This window comes from Gemmatimonadaceae bacterium, from assembly GCA_016720905.1.
GTDB lineage: Bacteria > Gemmatimonadota > Gemmatimonadetes > Gemmatimonadales > Gemmatimonadaceae > Gemmatimonas.
The window spans coordinates 1-15,810 of the sequence record JADKJT010000014.1; the positions used below are offsets into that span (position 1 = coordinate 1).

Below are 15,810 nucleotides of genomic sequence, written 5' to 3' on the forward strand. Positions count from 1 at the left end.
ACAAGACGAGCGACACCACCAAACCGCGCTCGTCAACGCCAATCGTGCAGCACCGCCCCATAAGCCCATCCGGACCCTGCAGCTCGGCAAGCGAACGAAGCCGAGTCGCGAGGAGGGGGTGAACGCGCATCCAGGCGACGAGTGGCCCGTCATCGCCGCCTTCGAGAAGGTGCACTCGAATTGACACCTCCGGACCGGCTTTGCGTCGAGCCTTGTCGGTCGGGCCAATGAGCATGTCCTCGACGATGCCGGTGAGCAGGGTGACCTGCGACGGCGTGACCTTCCGCTTGGGCATGACTACAACAGTGGCTGCGGCATGATGGAAGCATGTCGCCAGGGTCTGACAGTGAGCCGACCGGCGCGTCGGTGGGCGTTGGCCTCACTTGGCCGCCGAGCATCCCTCGCTGGTTCGTATTGGTAGCCGAGTCCCGGTGTGGTGGGCCGCTCGGGACGATTCGTCGTCCAAGTGAGGCCAACACCCACCGACGCTACAGAGCTCCAGCGTTGAGTGTTGCTGGATCGAGGGCTGGGCGCGGAACACTCTTGGCAGCCGAATCGTCCCGAGCGATCGTCCGCGACGATACTCAGCCGCCCACACCGAACCAGCGAGGGATGCTCGGCGGCCAAGAGTGTTCCGCGCCCAGCCCGGCGACCGCCGCGAAGGCGAAGCGGGCAACGATGTCGAGATGACGCACGAGATCAACGCGCTTCATCGCCCGGCCTGCTCTCCCTATGCCGAAAGGTTCAGCGGCTCCCGGATCACATCGGCGCCGACAGCATCCGCTTGCGCGAGCGCTCGGTTGCTTTCGATGATCAGCTCGACGGCCTCGCGCAGATTGCTGCGCGCTTCGTCGAGCGTTTCGCCCTGCGTGTTCGCACCGGGTAGTTCCTCGACGTAGGCAACGTAGCCAAGCGGTACACGACGAAAGACTGCGGTCAGTTCCAGATGCATGAACATCCTCATAGACTGTCGATGCCTCAGTATACACTGGAAGTGGGTGGACCGCCTGCGCTCAACTCCCAACATCGCGAGTGCGCGATCCAGTCGCCACTACCAAATCATTGCAAGGGATTCAAAGCGAGGTAAGGCGCCGCCAATGCTCCCAAATCAGCACCATCGCCAGCGTATCCAGCTTGCAGTACTCCAGCAGCAACTGCCGCCACGCCGCCTGCACCGCCGCATCGTGTCGCTCCGTCCCGAACATCAGGACCGCCAGCACCCACGCTACTTCGGCAGCCCGCCCACCACCCGCTTCACCATCGCCCCACGCGGCAAGCTCGTCGTCGCGTCCATGCCGTTGATGATGTACACCTGCTCCACCGCAATGCTGCTGGGATACCGCTGCGTGAACACCAACCCCGTCATCGCCTCAGGCAGCGCCACCAGTTGCACCTTGGCCGGCTGCACGTTCAACAGCGCTGGGTCACTCAGCGCCTTGAACGATCGGATGGACGCGTCCATGAGCGGGCCGTGTTGCCCGGCCGACGCGGTCGTGGACAACCCCACAATCAGATACGTCACACCCTGGTACTGCATGGACGCCGCCAGTCCACTCAACGCGCCCGACTGCGTCGTCGCATCAAACGTGGCCGTCACCGCGGCAATCCCGTTGATCGTCGTCTGCCCCTTCTGACGCACGGTGATTCCCTGCTGTCCGATAAACTGCTGCAGCGCCTCGGTGGGCGTGCCCTTGCCCGGACCCAGCTGCAACTGTGCCGCCCCGTCGGCACTCTGCGCCACCACCGCCTCGGGCATGTTGGCTGTCTTCCAGCCGGTCGGAAAGGTCAACTCAAAGCGCAAATCCGGATGGAGAAATCGCTGGCCGCGGAAGTAGCCCAGTCGCGGATTCTCGCCGAATACCATCCCGTCAAGCAGACGCAAATAGGCATCACGATTCACCTTGGTGTTTGCCAGCTCGGCGGCCGGCACTGTGGCCAGGCGCTGTTCGGCCCGCTGCACGCGATTGCCCGGATCGGGGTGCGTGCTTTGCCACTCGGGAATGCGGGCGCCACTCGCATCGGACAGGCGTCCCAGCGTCGTGAACACCTTGGGCGATTCCCGCACGTCATACCCCACGGCCAGCGAGTACTTGAAGCCCAGCGCATCGGCCTGCATTTCGTCATCCCGGCCGAACTTGAGAAACAGCAATCCGGCACTCGCGCCCAGCACATCACCGTACTTGGCCACCTGCGGCGAGAGGATGCTCGCCCCTACGAGTCCAATCTGCGTGATCTGCTGCTTGCTCATCGCCGCCACGGTATGCTTGGCCGTGACGTGACCAATCTCGTGCCCGATCACTTCCGACAGCTCGGCTTCGCTGTTCAGGTGCGTCATCAAGCCACGCGTCACGAAGATGAATCCGCCCGGATAGGCGAACGCGTTCACCGCCGCATCATCCAGCAGATGGAACTCCCACGGCAAACTGGGTCGCTCCGACTTGGCAGCAATCTGTGCGCCAATGCGCTTCACCAGCGCCTGCGCTTCGCCGCTGGCCAACTCGCCAACCCGTTGCACGTCGCCGGCGGAGGCCTCACGCCCCATCTGGATTTCCTGGTCCTGCGAGATCAGCGAGAGTTCACGACGGCCGCTGACGGGATTGGTGGCACAGGCTCCCGCCACCAGCGCGACCAGCGGCAGGATGGATCGGGACGTCGTGGGGCGCATGAGGTATCCTCCGAATCGCACAGGAGCGCCCCCGCAATCGCGAGGGCGCTCCTGAAAATGTAGCCGAGGGCCGCATTACCACGAAATGCGACAACCACCCGAGCCAGAGTTGATCCAGTTCATCTGCACCAGGAAGTCCTTGGTGCCCAGCTTGATGTTGGCCTTGCCGCCCTGGGCGTTGGTGTACGTGGTACCCCACTGCCAGGCGCACTTGTCGGCGTTTTCGTAACCGCGGTTATCGTACCAGGCGTTGCCAAGCGCGTCGGTTTGCGTCTCTTCGATTTCGTGGATCAGCGTGTTGACTTCGGAGTCGGCCGGCTTGTCACCATTGGGCGACGCCGTTGAACCGAACGCCGAACAGCCCGACGGATATGCATAATTGTACGGCATGGCCGCGTACAGAATCTGCTTCGTGCCGAGACCCGGGACAGTCACGTTCGCGTTCGTGTGATAGGCACAGTATTGCGTGCCGAACCCACCACCGAGATTGACGGTACCCGCCGTAAACACGCTGTACAGCGTGTTCGCATCGTAGGTCAACGCACCGCTGGTGAATCCGCTTTGCAGCATCGCCGTGATGGCTGCGTCGGACACGTTCTGACCGTTGCTGGGTACGTTCGCGTTGTTCGCCCAGAAGCGCGTGTAGTTCACTACGTTCAACAGCTTGATCGAGCCGTTGGTATACGTGGTGTTGATGTTGTAGTACGGCGAACCACCGACGTTGCGCAGGAAGTAACCCACCACCGATCCATCCGCCGTGCCCGCGCCGGTCGTGCCCGGTGTCGGACCACCGGCGTAAATCGCCGAGCTGCCCCAGTACACGGCCACGATGTTGATCCCGCTCTGCAAGACCCGTCCACCGTGATAGCTGATGCCGGTGCCACTGACGCGGGCCTTCTGCGCCGCGCGTGCGGCCGCCGCCCCAATCAGGCCATGTTCGTGACGATGACCCGACTCGTCTTCGGCGTCGTCACCGCCATTCTCACCGCTGTTGCTTCGGTCGAAGTTCGGCGCATTCGGCGCGTCCGACACCACAGGCGCGATCTGTCGGGCAGGCGCGTCACAAGCGGCCAGCCAGGCGAGGGACAACCCCGCCACAAGAGCAATCCGGGAACGCTGCATCGGTGTTCGGTCTCCTTTTCGGGGTGGGGCGAGAACCTCTCCCTAATACGATTCGGGGACGAGTCGTCAATCAGACGGGACCGAACGACGGCGGCGCACCCAGCCCGTGACGCGCCACAGGACGACGAGCAGCACCACTGCCACCAGCAAGGCCACCACGGGCAGCAACACGGCCAAGGCGCTCAATCCCGCTGCCCCGACCAGCTCACCGGTAGCCACCACAGGATTGCCCAGACCGGCGGTAGTTCCCAAGGAAAGGGCCCGCGTCTTCACGGTGGTCAGCTGTACCGCGCCCGACAGCCCACCTCCCAGCATCAGCGCCACGAGCCAACCCAGCAGCCCGTGGTCCGAGCCAATCGACGTGAACATCACCAGCACGCCGGCTGCCGCGGCCAAAGGCGTCGCAATGACATCCAGCGCGTGGTCAACCATCGGGATGTAGTACCCGCCCACTTCCAGCACCGCGGCGGTGCCAAGGGCAACCAGTCCGGTCGTCGTCGCCAGCCACCCGTATTGCGCGTCCAGTGGGATTACTCCGAAATGCGACGCGAGACCGACCGCCAACAGCGGAATGAATGTGCGGAATCCGCAGGCGGCACTCAGGCACACGCCGGCACCAATCGGCAGCGCCCACGCCGACCACCACCCTGGCAGCGACGACACCGCGTCAATCATCATCAGGCCGCTGCGAACGGCCGTTCCAGACTCGGCGACTGCGGCGTGAACATTCCGCGCCGTTCTCCGTGATCACCATGTCGTCTTCCAGTCGAATGCCGAACTCCCCCGGGATGTAGATCCCCGGCTCATCGGAAAACACCATCCCCGGCTTGAGCGGCAGCGTGTTGCCTCTCACCAGATACGGCCACTCGTGACCGTCCATGCCCATGCCGTGCCCCACTCGATGACTGAAGTACTTGTAGTCGGGACCGAAGCCGGCGTCGACAATCACCTTCCGCGCCGCCGCATCCACCGCTTCACAGGCCAACCCCGGACGCGCCGTTTTCACCGCCGCCGTTTGCGCGCGATGCTCAATTTCAAACACGTCCTTCATGCGCTGCGTGGGCTTGCCCAGCACGAACGTGCGGGAAATATCAGAGCTGTAGCCCTCCACCTTGCAGCCGCCGTCAATCAGCAGAATGCTCCCTTCGCGCACCACCTGCGGCGTCGCACTGCCGTGCGGCAAGGCCGAGTACTTGCCCACCTGAACGCCCGCCGATCCGTCGTAGCCCAGCTGCTTGTGCGCCAATGACACCAAGCGCGCGAAATCATCCTGCGTCATCCCTTCCTTGAGCGACTTCCACGCCGCCTCATACCCCTTGAGCGTCACCTGACTCGCAAAACGCATCAGCGCGATCTCGTGCGCGTCCTTGACCGTGCGACAACCGCCCGTGATCGGCGTACCGCTTACCACCTTCACATTCGGAATGTGCGCGGCGCCGTCGGCAAACTGAAACCGCACCGTTTCTTCCGCCCCAATCGTCGCAGTCGACAAGCCCCGCGCCTTGAATCCCTGCGCAATCAGCGCGTACGGACTCTCGTGTTCCTCCCACGCGAACACCTCGGCGTCCTTTCCCAATGGCCCAAGGCGAGCCTGCTCCATCGCCCGCTCTTCCTCGAACTTGGGCGTAATCAGGAACGCGCTCCCCTTCGACGGAATGATGGCCGCCAGCAATCGCTCGCTGACCCCCCATTTGATGCCGGTGAAGTACTCCATGCTCGTGCCGCCAGTCAGCATCAACGCATCAATGTTGTTGGCGCGCATCAGCTCCCTGGCCTTTTCCAGTCGCGCCCGGCGTTCATCCACCGAAATCGGCTTCACCTGACCGCGCATTGACGTCAGCGCGCGAATGGCCGGCGGCATGTCAGCGGCCGGCTGAGGCACCACGGCATCGTCCGACGCACGGAGGTCACCTGCCACGGTTGATGCGCCCTCCAGACGACGAGTGCCAAGCACGAGGCCGGCGGCAGCAGCGGCACCGGCACCAAGGATATTGCGACGAGTGGGCATGAATGGGACCTCTGGAGGGGGCGGACGCGTTGGGCGAAGATAATGTACTGCCCGTTGTTGAGATCGTGCCCTATTGCTATCGTCTCCGCACTCCCCAACCAGAGGTACTCGTGCACGTTCGAGGACTACTCCTCCACATAGCCAGGACCGGTCGATGGTCTCGCACCGCGCTACTAGGCGCCCTGCTGGCCACCCTGTCCGCCCAATCCCTCGCCGCGCAGGCCACCGGCACCGTTTCCGGCCGCGTTACCGACGCCGAGAATGCGCAGCCCATTGTGGCCGCCCAGGTGTCTATCGACGGCACCACGCTTGGCCGCGCCACCGGTGACGATGGCCGCTTCGTCATTGCCGGCGTGCCGGCCGGCACCCACACCGTCGTGGTACGGCGCATCGGCTACGTCCGGCAAACCCGCAGCATCGTCGTGACCAGTGGCGGCACCACCACGGCCGACTTCGTGCTGCTCAAGAGCACCGTGTCACTGGCCGGCGTGGTGGTCACCGCCACCGGCGAGGAACGCAAGAAGGAAGTGGGCAACGCCATCACCACCGTCGGCGCCGATGAGTTCGCGCGCGGTGCCGTGGCCAACACCCAGCAAATCCTGCAGGGTCGTTCCACCGGCGTCACCGTGCTTGGCAATTCCGGCCAGCCGGGCGCCGGCGGCAACATCCGCCTGCGTGGTGTGAACAGCATCACACAGGGCAACCGCCCGCTCATCTACGTGGATGGCGTGCGCATCTTCAACGGCAACACCCCCACCGGCGTGTCGTCGCGCCAGTCGGTGTCGCCGCTTAACGACATCGCCGCGGCCGATATCGAACGCATTGAAATCGTGAAGGGCCCGGCGGCCACCACGCTGTATGGCACCGAAGCGTCCGGCGGCGTCATTCAGGTCTTCACCAAGCGCGGCCGCGAAGGCCCCGCCGTGTGGACGCTCGAAGCGGCCGGTGGCGTCAACAGCATGGGCGAATTCGGCCCGCGCACCGATCCCACGCGACTGTTCCTGCGCGAGTGCCGTGGCGCCAACATGGTCGACATCAACGGCGTCGCCTTTGAAGACGCCACCTGCCCGGCCAGCGGCTCGTGGCTCAAGAATGGCTCGGTGGGTCGCTACTCGCTGGGTGTGCGCGGAGCGGGCGGCGGCGTCAACTACTCCGTGTCGGGCAACATCGAAAACGAGAACGGCGTGCTGCGCAACGGTAACAACCAGACCGGCGGCTTGCGGGCCAACCTCGGTTTCTCGCCGCGCAAAGATCTCGTCATCGCCATCAACACGTCGTATCAGCGTCGCAACACCGAGATGGTGTCCGACGGCAACAGCGCCGACGCGGTCGTGCTCAATATCTCGCGTGGCCCCGGTTCGGGCTTCAAGGGCACGGGGTGCAGCACGACGACCATCATCTGTGTGCTGAATGACACCCTGTTCTCGAAGTCGAACACCATCACCGGCAATCACTTCATCACCGGCGGCACGGTCACCTGGAACCCGCGTGCGGAGCTCTCCAACCGGCTGTCGGTCGGATTCGACTACAACAACACCGACCTGCGCACCATCAACCCGTTTGGATACCTGCGCACGCCCACCGGGCAGTACTTCCAGACACTGTGGAATCGCTCACTCATCTCGGTCGACTACGCCAGCACCTGGAAGCAGTCCATCGGCACCAACTTCTCGTCGGCCACATCCATCGGCGGTCAGCTATTTGACAGCCGGTTGAATTCCACCGACCTGCAAACCGACAACTTCGCCGGTCCCGGTACGCCCACACTGATCTCCGGTTCACTCCGCCAGATCACCGACGTCAACGAACAGCGGGTCATCAACGCCGGCTTCTTTGCCCAGCAAATGCTCGGCTGGCGCGACCTGTTCTTCCTGACCGCTGGACTGCGCGTCGATGGCAACAGCGCGTTCGGCAAGAGCTTCGGGCTGCAGCAGTATCCCAAGCTCAGCGCGTCCTACGTGGTGTCCGACGAAAGCTTCTGGTCGCTCAAGTGGATCGAGACGCTCAAGCTGCGCGCCGCGCTTGGAGAATCCGGCAAGGCACCTGGCGCCTTTGACGCCACGCGCACCTGGAACCCGATTGCCGCCGAAGGCGGCCTGTCGGGCTTCACACCAGGCCAGCTGGGCAACGCCAACCTCGGCCCCGAGCGCACGCGCGAAACCGAAGCCGGTTTCGATGCCAGCCTGTTCGCCGGTCGCGTTGGCCTGGTCTACACCTGGTTCAAGCAGACCACCAGCGAAGCCATCATCAACGTCGCGTATCCGCCGTCGCAGGGCTTCGCGACCAATCAACCCGAGAATGTTGGCACGCTGCAGAACAACGGCATGGAATTGCAGCTCACGGGCTCAGTCCAGCCCGTGAGCTGGGCCGAACTCACCGCGCGTTTGCAATACACGCGCGTGAAGAGCAAAGCCATTGATCTCAACGGCAACCTCATCACCATCGACGCGCTCTCGCGCAGCTACGTGAAGGAGGGGCTGCCGGCGCCTTCGTACATGGGCGTCAAGGTTTGTAATCCAACGGAGTTCGCCGCGCCGGTCGTCGATTCCGCGCAATTCCTCGGCGCCACATTCCCCGATCAAATCATCAACCCGTCGCTCACCCTCACCCTCTTCAAGCGCTGGACGCTGGAAGGCGTCGGCGAATTCCAGAAGGGTGGTCACCTGCTCAACGCCATCGGCTTCCAGAATGCGGGACTCAAGATCTGGCAGCCGTGCTTCGAGGCGCAGCGCGCGCTGACCGCGGCCGCCGCCGGTGACAACTCCAAGCTCGCCACTATCAACGCAGGCGATCGCGCCCGCTGCTCCATCAACGCCGCCGAGCGTGACTACAGCTACTTCGTCGAGAGCTCCGACTTCTTCAAGCTGCGCAGCCTCTCCTTGGCGTACGACGTGCCCGCAGGCCTGGTGCCCGGCACGCGCAACATGACCGTGCAGCTCACCGGCCGAAATCTGTTCGTCAACACCAAGTACACCGGTTCCGATCCGGAAGCCGCCGATCAGCGCACCAGCACCTTTTCCCGACGGGACTACTACGTCTTTCCTCCTTACCGCACGTTTCTCTTCAGCGTGAGGACGAGCTTCTGATGCCGACCTTCATCATGAATCCCATCACGCGCCGCCTGGCGGCCGCGATCACAACCGCTGCGGTGCTCGGCGCCTGCAGTTTCGAAGTCACCAACCCGGGACCGTTGCTGGACGAGGATCTCAACACGCCGTCGGCCATGCCCGCGCTCGTAAATGGCATGGGCGGTGATCTGTCCAACGCGATCGGCAACTACATCACACGAGGCGCGTTGGCCGGACTTGAGTTGTACCACTCCGGCAATTTCGCCGCCGAACGCAAATTCAACGCCGGAACTGTTGGCGCTGAAGATGTGAACGGCGACTGGGCGCGCATGCAGACGGCGCGTTTCGTGGCGGAAAATGGCCTGACGCGCATGAAGACCGTGTTGGGCACGGCGTTCGAGACAAACGCCAATACACCGCGCGCCTATCTCTATGCCGGATTCGCCAACCGATTCCTCGGCGAAAACGTGTGTGAAGCTGTCATCGATGGCGGCGCACGACAGCCCAGCACCATCCACTTCGTGCGGGCGGAAAGCCTGTTCACCCGTGCGCTCACCGTGGCCACGGCGATCAACAACACCGCGTTGGTGAATGCGGCGCTGGCCGGCCGCGCGCAGGTGCGCGCGTGGCAGGGCAAGTGGACGGAAGCCGCCGCCGACGCGGCGCTGGTGCCAACGGCCTTCCGGCACAACGCCGTCTTCTCCACCAACACCGCGCGCGAAAACCTCGATCTCGCCACGCAAACCATCAGCCGTCGCGAAGTTACGGTCTGGAACACGGTGTGGGTGACCGATCGCGATACGCGCACGCCGTACGATACCGTCAAGACCGGATCGGCCATCACCAAGGGTCAGGACGGCGCCACCAACTTCTTCCGCCAGAAGAAGTACCTCACACTGGGCGATGCGGTGCCGCTGGCAAAGGGAACCGAGATGCTGCTCATTCGCGCGGAAGCCGCACTGCGCGCGAACGATGTCACTAACACCATGACGCTCATCAATCAGGAGCGCGCCTCGTTCACGTTGCCCGCGCTCACGGCCACGACGGTCGATCAGGCCTGGGTCATTCTGCAGCGCGAACGCGGCGCCGTGTTGTGGCTGGAAGGACGTCGCCTGTGGGACCTGCGGCGCTGGTTGGCCGAAAGCAAGAGCACGGCGTTGCAGGGTCGCAGCACCTGCATCCCCATCAGCCAGGAAGAGCTGGCCGTCAATCAGAACCTCAAGTAAGTCCGCAGGCAATCACGTCGGGCCCGGTCGCTGATACAGCGGCCGGGCCCGACGTGCGTCAATGACCAACCGCCATGCCGTCCTTGCGCGGATCCGATCCGCCCACGTAGCCCTTGAGCAGTTTCACGATAGCCTGCGCGCCGCCAAACTGCGTGCGACGCTCGTCGGTGATCTCGTGACCCATGGCCTTGAGCGCCGCGCGCACCTCGTCGGTAATCGGCGCTTCCAGCGCCACCTGCAAACCGTTCAGGTGACGGAATCGCGCCACATCAATGGCCTGCTGCACATCCATGCCGAACACCAGCATGTTCAGCAGCATCTGCACATGCCCCTGCGCCTGCATCGCGCCGCCCATCACGCCGTAACTCATCCACGGCAATTCCGTCCCGTCGACACTCGTCTTCGTCACGAACGCGGGAATAAGCGTATGGAACGGACGCTTTCCCGGCGCCACCGTATTGGGGAGTCCCGGCTCCAGCGAAAATCCCGCGCCGCGATCATGTAGCGCGAATCCCGTTCCCGGCACCACAATGCCCGAGCCGAACTCGTCGTACAGGGAATTGATGAACGACACCATGTTGCCGGCACTGTCAGCCACCGTGAGGTAAATGGTTTCACTCGACGTGCGCAGCGGTCCCGGTTCCATGCGCGCCTGCGCCTTGTTCGCGTCGATATGACCACGACGCTCGGCGATGAACGCGTCGTCCAACATGCGCGCCGGCGGCATCGCCAAGTGGTCCGCGTCGCCCACATACCGCGTGAGATCGGCGTAGGCCAGCTTCTTCGCTTCAATGAGATGATGCAGATACGGGGCCGAGTTGTGACCCATTGCCTTGAGATCGTAGGGCTCGAGAATGCGCAGCATCTCCAGCGCCGCGATCCCCTGATTGTTGGGCGGCAGCTCCCACAACCGATAACCCTTGAACGGCACGGACATCGGCGTCACCCAGTTGGGCGCGTTGTTCTTCAGGTCGTCAATCGTGAGAAAGCCACCCAGCGCCTTCACGCGCGCCACCAGCCGCTGTCCCAGCGGTCCGCCGTACAACGTGGATGGTCCCACGCGCGCAATTTCGCGCAGCGTACGCGCGTAGTCCGGATTACGAAACCACTCGCCGGCCACGGGCGCCTTGCCGTTTGGCAAGAACGTGGCTTTCGCGCCCGAGTCGCGAGCCAATAGCGCGGCTTGACCGGCCCAGTCGTCGGCAATTACCGGTGTCAGCGGAAAGCCCCCATCGGCATAACGAATGGCCGGCTGCAGCGTGGCCGCCAGCGTCATCGTGCCGTACTTGGTCAGCAGTGTCTGCCATCCGGCCAGCGCGCCTGGCACGGTGATGGTCTCCACGCCGCGTGGAATGTTGCGCGTGCGTCCGCGCTTGATCAGCTCGTCGCGTGTCATCAGCGACCCCGCGCGTCCACTCGCATTCAGCGCAACCAGTCGCTTCTCCTTGGCAATCCAGATCAGCGCGAACATGTCGCCGCCAATACCGGTCATCATGGGTTCGGTCACGCTCAACACGGCCGCTGCGGTCACTGCCGCATCAATGGCGTTGCCGCCACGCTGTAACACGGCAATGCCGGCCGCCGAAGCCAACGGCTGACTGGTGGCCACCATGCCGTTGGGCGCGTACACTGGCGAGCGGCCGGCCAGCGACAGGGGACGCTGCGCACCAACCACGCACAGCGGAGTGAGCAACACTGCGGCGAAACCAGCCGCGCTTGGGACAGAAAATCGCATACGCAGGTCCGGAGAAGGGGGTTCCCTATTCTCGCCCGCTCAGCGTTCCTGCGCTACTCAGTCCTTCCGGACAATCCTCAACGTGGCTCGGTAGGCACCCGCCGGAATCGGATCCAGTGTCACTGGTGCCGGCGTCACGGCCACTAATTGCACCACGAAGTGATCAATCGTGCCGGTGTCCTTGTTCGTCAGCGTCTCCAGCGGAATGTCGCGAGATCCGGCCGACGACGTGGCCCGCAACGCGATGCGCACGCTACCGCCCCATATGCACTGAATGAGCGCATTGGTGGGGCAGCGCGATTCGCTGGTGACCCCCACGAAGGTGAGCGTCAGGGCTCCTGTATTCACGACCACGGATTCGCCCGGCGCGAGCGTGAAGTCCGTTCCCAGCGGCACGGTGGAGGCCGGCGCAGTGGGAAGGGTCAACACGTCGCGCGCGGGCGAATTGCAGGCGGAGGCCGCCAGCAACACCGCAAACGGGAGGACAATGCCGAGTCGCATGTGTGAATAACAGCGCTCCGGGCGTTGCCGTCACTCACCGTCCAGCCCTTGTTCGCCCTTCCTGGCGACTCCATCATCAATGGGACTGACGGGTGCGACCTCCCACCGTCGGCACTTCACGCGAGGCCCCCGTGCAGCGTCTTCCCGAAACACCGGCCGTCGATCCGCGCTACATCCCCGCCGTCGACCCACATACCGATCCGGCCCCCGCTCGGCGGAAGAACTGCAGCGCTTCGCCGAGTTGCAGCGGCGGCTGCCGTCGCTGTTCACGCGCGTGTTTCTCGATCACCACGCGCCGCAAACCATCGTCGTCATCCCCAGCCTCACACTCGATGGCGCCGAACTGCGCAAGCTGGTTGGCGCCACGCACTACGAAGAGCGCCTGTTGTGCCTGCTCATGTTGCTGCGGTTTCCACGCGCCAACATGGTGTACGTCACCAGCGAGCCGCTCTCGCCGACGATCGTCGACTACTATCTGCATCTCCTGCCCGGCGTCCCGCCCGGGCACGCATTGCCACGACTCACGCTGCTGTCGTGCCACGACCAATCATCCGACACCCTCACCGCCAAAATCCTCGGACGGTCCACACTCGTCGATCGCATCAAGGCCATGATCCCCGACCCCATGTCGGCGCACATGACCTGCTTCAACGTCACGCCGCTTGAACGCACCCTCGCCGTGCGCCTCGGCATTCCCATCTACGGCTGCGATCCGGCGCTCGCCCACCTGGGCACCAAGAGCGGCAGTCGCGAAACGTTTCGCCGAGCGGGTGTGCCGTTGCCGGAAGGACACGAGCACCTGCGCGATGCGCGCGACATCGCGCATGCATTGGCCGATCTCAAGCGCCACGATCCCTCGCTGCGCAAGGCGATGATCAAGTTGAACGACGGCTTCTCTGGCGAAGGCAATGCCGTCTTTTCGTTTGATGGCGTGCCCGTTTCCGCCGTGCGCGCCGACAGTGCCGATGCACTGATACGATGGGTGCAGAACAGATGTCACGCGCGGGTACACTGTGTCGCCGAGGGCGAATCGTGGGAATCGTTCGCGGGCAAGTTCGCCACCATGGGCGGCATCGTTGAAGCATTCGTGCCGGGTGAAGTAGTGCGCTCGCCGTCCGTGCAGTGTCGCATCGATCCACTGGGACATGCGAGTGTCATCGCCACTCACGATCAGCTGCTGGGCGGATCGTCCGGTCAGGTGTACCTCGGCTGCACCTTCCCGGCCAACCACGCGTACACCGCCAGTCTGCACGCGCATGGCCTGAGTGTGGCGCGGGTGCTGGCCAGCGACGGCGTTTTGGCGCGTTTCGCCGTGGATTTCATGTGCGTCCGGCACGCAGATGCGTGGCAAACCACGGCTATCGAGATCAACCTGCGAAAGGGCGGCACCACGCACCCATTTCTCATGCTGGAGTTTCTCACCGACGGCGTGTACGACACTGCGTCAGGCGTCTATCGCACCCACAACGGACTCACCTGCTGCTATCACGCCACCGACAATCTGCAGGAGCCGGCCTTTGTCGGCCTCACGCCCCCGGAGTTGATAGACATTGCGGTGAACAACGACCTCCATTTTGATGCCACCACGCAGGAGGGGGTGATGTTCCACCTCATTGGCGCGCTGCAGGAGTTCGGCAAACTCGGCACAATCTGCGTGGGCCGCACGCATGAGCGTGCTGAGGAGTACTACGACAGGACGGTGGAGGTGCTGGAGCGGGAGACGTCCCGTCGGATCCCTCCGCGCCCGATCGCACCTCGCGCCGATTGACGGCCGTTTGGGAATATCTGGGAATAGCGGGATCTCATGACGCTCTTTATATATTAAACAGGAATATGGATCTCTAGACAGCCTGGAATAATCAGGCGCCATAGTCCCATTTGTCTAATAAGTAGCACAAAGGGCTCTCCCAACCATAGATCCTGATGCCAGGCCGCTTGAGTCGACGAATCTGGGCGCATGATCCCACCATCCACGCACCCGCCAAATACAAGCGCGCGTGTGGGTACGAGGCGTTTATTCCGGATGACATGTCGTCATTGGTGCTGCAGCTCAACGGAACCTTGGCCGGTCTGGTCGCTGAGGCTGAACTCTCCATCCGGGCACTCAATGACGATGGTGGGCACGCCCTCCTTCCGCTCGCCCGCCTGCTGCTACGTACCGAAGCCATCGCCTCCTCAAAGGTCGAGGGCATGCAACTGGGAGTCCGTGAGCTCGCGCGCGCGGAAGCGCGGTCAGAATCAGGCAGCACCGCGAGTCCAACGGCCATCGAGCTCATCGCGAACATCGACGCCATGGTGCTGGCCGTGGACAAGGCTGCCGAGGTCGAGCGGTTTGGCGTACCAGAGATCGTGGCCATTCACATGCAATTGTTCGAACGCACCACTCAACGAGCCATTGCTGGACGTATTCGCGAAACGCAGAACTGGATCGGTGGCAACGACTACAATCCGTGCGGCGCTGACTTTGTGCCACCGCCGCCCGACCATGTGGACCGACTGTTAACCGATCTCTGCGCGGCGATCCACGACGAGACGCTGTCCCCCTTGGTGCAGGCGGCGCTGGTGCATGCGCAGTTCGAAACCATTCACCCGTTTCTTGACGGGAACGGGCGAACCGGGCGCGCACTGGTGCAAGTCATCCTACGTCGCCGGGGTATTGCCCCACGATTCCTGCCGCCCCTCAGCGTCATCTTCGCAGGCGCCAAGGATCGCTACATCACCGGACTGACAAAGTTTCGCGGCGATGCCGTCAACGATTGGATCGAGCACTTCGCCGTCGCCACTCTCCGGGCGACACGTCTCGCACGCGCGTACATGGACGCCGTGCGCATATTGCAAGCGGGCTGGCGCGCACAGTTGCGCGCCTCACGACACAACCCCCGAGCCGATGCCGCGGTGTGGTTGATCATTGATCACTTGCCCGCGCACCCCATGATCACTGCACCTGTTGCCACGGCGATCACGCTGCGCGCTTCCGGGCGCATCTACGAAGGCATTGACCAACTGGTAGACGTTGGCGTTCTCGTGCCGCTGTCGGAGGGCAAGCGCAATCGCTGCTGGGAAGCGGTGGGACTCCTGGACTTGATTGCCGGCCTGGAAGCCGGGGAATTGCCGGCGATACGCGATACCAACACCTCAAACTGAACGCGGACCCGAATGATAGTTCGGGTCCGCGTTCTGCAGATCGTTGATGCGCGTTGTGTTGTCGTGCAGTGGCTAGGGAGGGAATTGAACCCCCGACACGCGGATTTTCAGTCTTCGGCTTGTCGATGCCAGATAGTTCTCGAGTCTTCCTAAGTTGTTGCTAGATTTGGGATTATGACGAGATGACTGGCGAGCGAGATTCCCGCAGGTTGCCGAGAATTCCCGCGGTTTCTCTGCTCGACTACACCGGAACTACACCAGTTCTCGCTCTGCACGACGGGCACCATCGTCAGCGGTCTCGCCCTTCGGATCTGAGCGGCATGTAGCGACGCGAGCGTCAG

At 63.4% G+C, this 15,810-nt stretch carries 13 protein-coding genes; 4 read left to right on the plus strand and 9 right to left on the minus strand.

Features of this window, described 5'->3' with window-relative positions; all coding sequences use genetic code 11:
* The 7 genes from IPP90_12465 to IPP90_12495 all read right to left on the minus strand — a co-directional run.
* The coding region (locus tag IPP90_12465; protein ID MBL0171523.1) for a hypothetical protein at positions 1-295 on the minus strand (295 nt) is incomplete at its 3' end.
* Between the two features lie 435 nt (positions 296-730).
* A complete protein-coding gene (locus tag IPP90_12470; GenBank protein MBL0171524.1) occupies positions 731-952 on the minus strand; it encodes a type II toxin-antitoxin system HicB family antitoxin in 222 nt (73 codons plus the stop codon).
* 121 nt (positions 953-1,073) lie between these two features.
* The gene (locus IPP90_12475) at positions 1,074-1,220 is read right to left on the minus strand and encodes a hypothetical protein (protein ID MBL0171525.1); all 147 of its coding nucleotides are present in this window, start codon (positions 1,218-1,220) and stop codon (positions 1,074-1,076) included.
* Between the two features lie 5 nt (positions 1,221-1,225).
* A complete protein-coding gene (locus tag IPP90_12480) occupies positions 1,226-2,665 on the minus strand; it encodes a M48 family metalloprotease (protein MBL0171526.1) in 1,440 nt (479 codons plus the stop codon).
* Positions 2,666-2,740: 75 nt separating this feature from the next.
* Positions 2,741-3,787, minus strand: a complete 1,047-nt coding sequence (locus IPP90_12485) for a hypothetical protein (protein ID MBL0171527.1) — start codon at positions 3,785-3,787, stop codon at positions 2,741-2,743.
* A 66-nt stretch (positions 3,788-3,853) separates the two neighbouring features.
* Positions 3,854-4,462, minus strand: coding sequence for a DUF4126 domain-containing protein (locus tag IPP90_12490; protein MBL0171528.1), 609 nt, complete (start codon positions 4,460-4,462; stop codon positions 3,854-3,856).
* Positions 4,455-5,795, minus strand: a complete 1,341-nt coding sequence (locus IPP90_12495) for an aminopeptidase P family protein (GenBank protein ID MBL0171529.1) — start codon at positions 5,793-5,795, stop codon at positions 4,455-4,457. Before IPP90_12495 ends, IPP90_12490 begins: the two co-directional genes overlap by 8 nt.
* Before the next feature lie 110 nt (positions 5,796-5,905).
* On the opposite strand from IPP90_12495, the gene IPP90_12500 reads away from it, so the two are divergent.
* Both IPP90_12500 and IPP90_12505 read left to right on the plus strand, forming a co-directional pair.
* Positions 5,906-8,881 carry a TonB-dependent receptor gene (locus IPP90_12500; protein ID MBL0171530.1) on the plus strand — a complete coding sequence of 992 codons (2,976 nt, stop codon included), beginning with the start codon at positions 5,906-5,908 and terminating at the stop codon, positions 8,879-8,881.
* Entirely contained in the window at positions 8,881-10,089 is a 1,209-nt protein-coding gene (locus tag IPP90_12505; protein ID MBL0171531.1) for a RagB/SusD family nutrient uptake outer membrane protein, read from the plus strand. The genes IPP90_12500 and IPP90_12505 overlap by 1 nt, the downstream gene beginning before the upstream one ends.
* Before the next feature lie 58 nt (positions 10,090-10,147).
* Here IPP90_12505 and ggt read toward each other — a convergent pair whose 3' ends face one another.
* Entirely contained in the window at positions 10,148-11,824 is a 1,677-nt protein-coding gene (gene ggt, locus IPP90_12510; GenBank protein ID MBL0171532.1) for a gamma-glutamyltransferase, read from the minus strand.
* Positions 11,825-11,881: 57 nt separating this feature from the next.
* Positions 11,882-12,325, minus strand: coding sequence for a hypothetical protein (locus IPP90_12515; protein ID MBL0171533.1), 444 nt, complete (start codon positions 12,323-12,325; stop codon positions 11,882-11,884).
* 79 nt (positions 12,326-12,404) lie between these two features.
* Here IPP90_12515 and IPP90_12520 point away from each other — a divergent pair, with 79 nt between their 5' ends.
* Together IPP90_12520 and IPP90_12525 are read left to right on the plus strand one after the other, a co-directional pair.
* Positions 12,405-14,093 (plus strand): carboxylate-amine ligase, encoded by a 1,689-nt coding sequence (locus tag IPP90_12520; GenBank protein ID MBL0171534.1) that lies wholly within the window; start codon positions 12,405-12,407, stop codon positions 14,091-14,093.
* Between the two features lie 155 nt (positions 14,094-14,248).
* Positions 14,249-15,469: a Fic family protein gene (locus IPP90_12525; protein MBL0171535.1), complete on the plus strand. Its 1,221-nt coding sequence runs from the start codon at positions 14,249-14,251 to the stop codon at positions 15,467-15,469.
* The last annotated feature ends 341 nt before the right edge of the window (positions 15,470-15,810 follow it).

Excerpts from the sequence above, each read along its gene's own strand:
- IPP90_12525 (MBL0171535.1), top strand. The coding sequence starts at position 14,249 with ATGCCAGGCCGCTTGAGTCGACGAATCTGGGCGCATGATCCCACCATC.
- ggt (MBL0171532.1), bottom strand. The coding sequence starts at position 11,824 with ATGCGATTTTCTGTCCCAAGCGCGGCTGGTTTCGCCGCAGTGTTGCTC.
- IPP90_12480 (MBL0171526.1), bottom strand. The coding sequence starts at position 2,665 with ATGCGCCCCACGACGTCCCGATCCATCCTGCCGCTGGTCGCGCTGGTG.
- IPP90_12470 (MBL0171524.1), bottom strand. The coding sequence starts at position 952 with ATGCATCTGGAACTGACCGCAGTCTTTCGTCGTGTACCGCTTGGCTAC.
- IPP90_12520 (MBL0171534.1), top strand. The coding sequence starts at position 12,405 with ATGGGACTGACGGGTGCGACCTCCCACCGTCGGCACTTCACGCGAGGC.
- IPP90_12505 (MBL0171531.1), top strand. The coding sequence starts at position 8,881 with ATGCCGACCTTCATCATGAATCCCATCACGCGCCGCCTGGCGGCCGCG.
- IPP90_12490 (MBL0171528.1), bottom strand. The coding sequence starts at position 4,462 with ATGATTGACGCGGTGTCGTCGCTGCCAGGGTGGTGGTCGGCGTGGGCG.
- IPP90_12515 (MBL0171533.1), bottom strand. The coding sequence starts at position 12,325 with ATGCGACTCGGCATTGTCCTCCCGTTTGCGGTGTTGCTGGCGGCCTCC.
- IPP90_12485 (MBL0171527.1), bottom strand. The coding sequence starts at position 3,787 with ATGCAGCGTTCCCGGATTGCTCTTGTGGCGGGGTTGTCCCTCGCCTGG.
- IPP90_12495 (MBL0171529.1), bottom strand. The coding sequence starts at position 5,795 with ATGCCCACTCGTCGCAATATCCTTGGTGCCGGTGCCGCTGCTGCCGCC.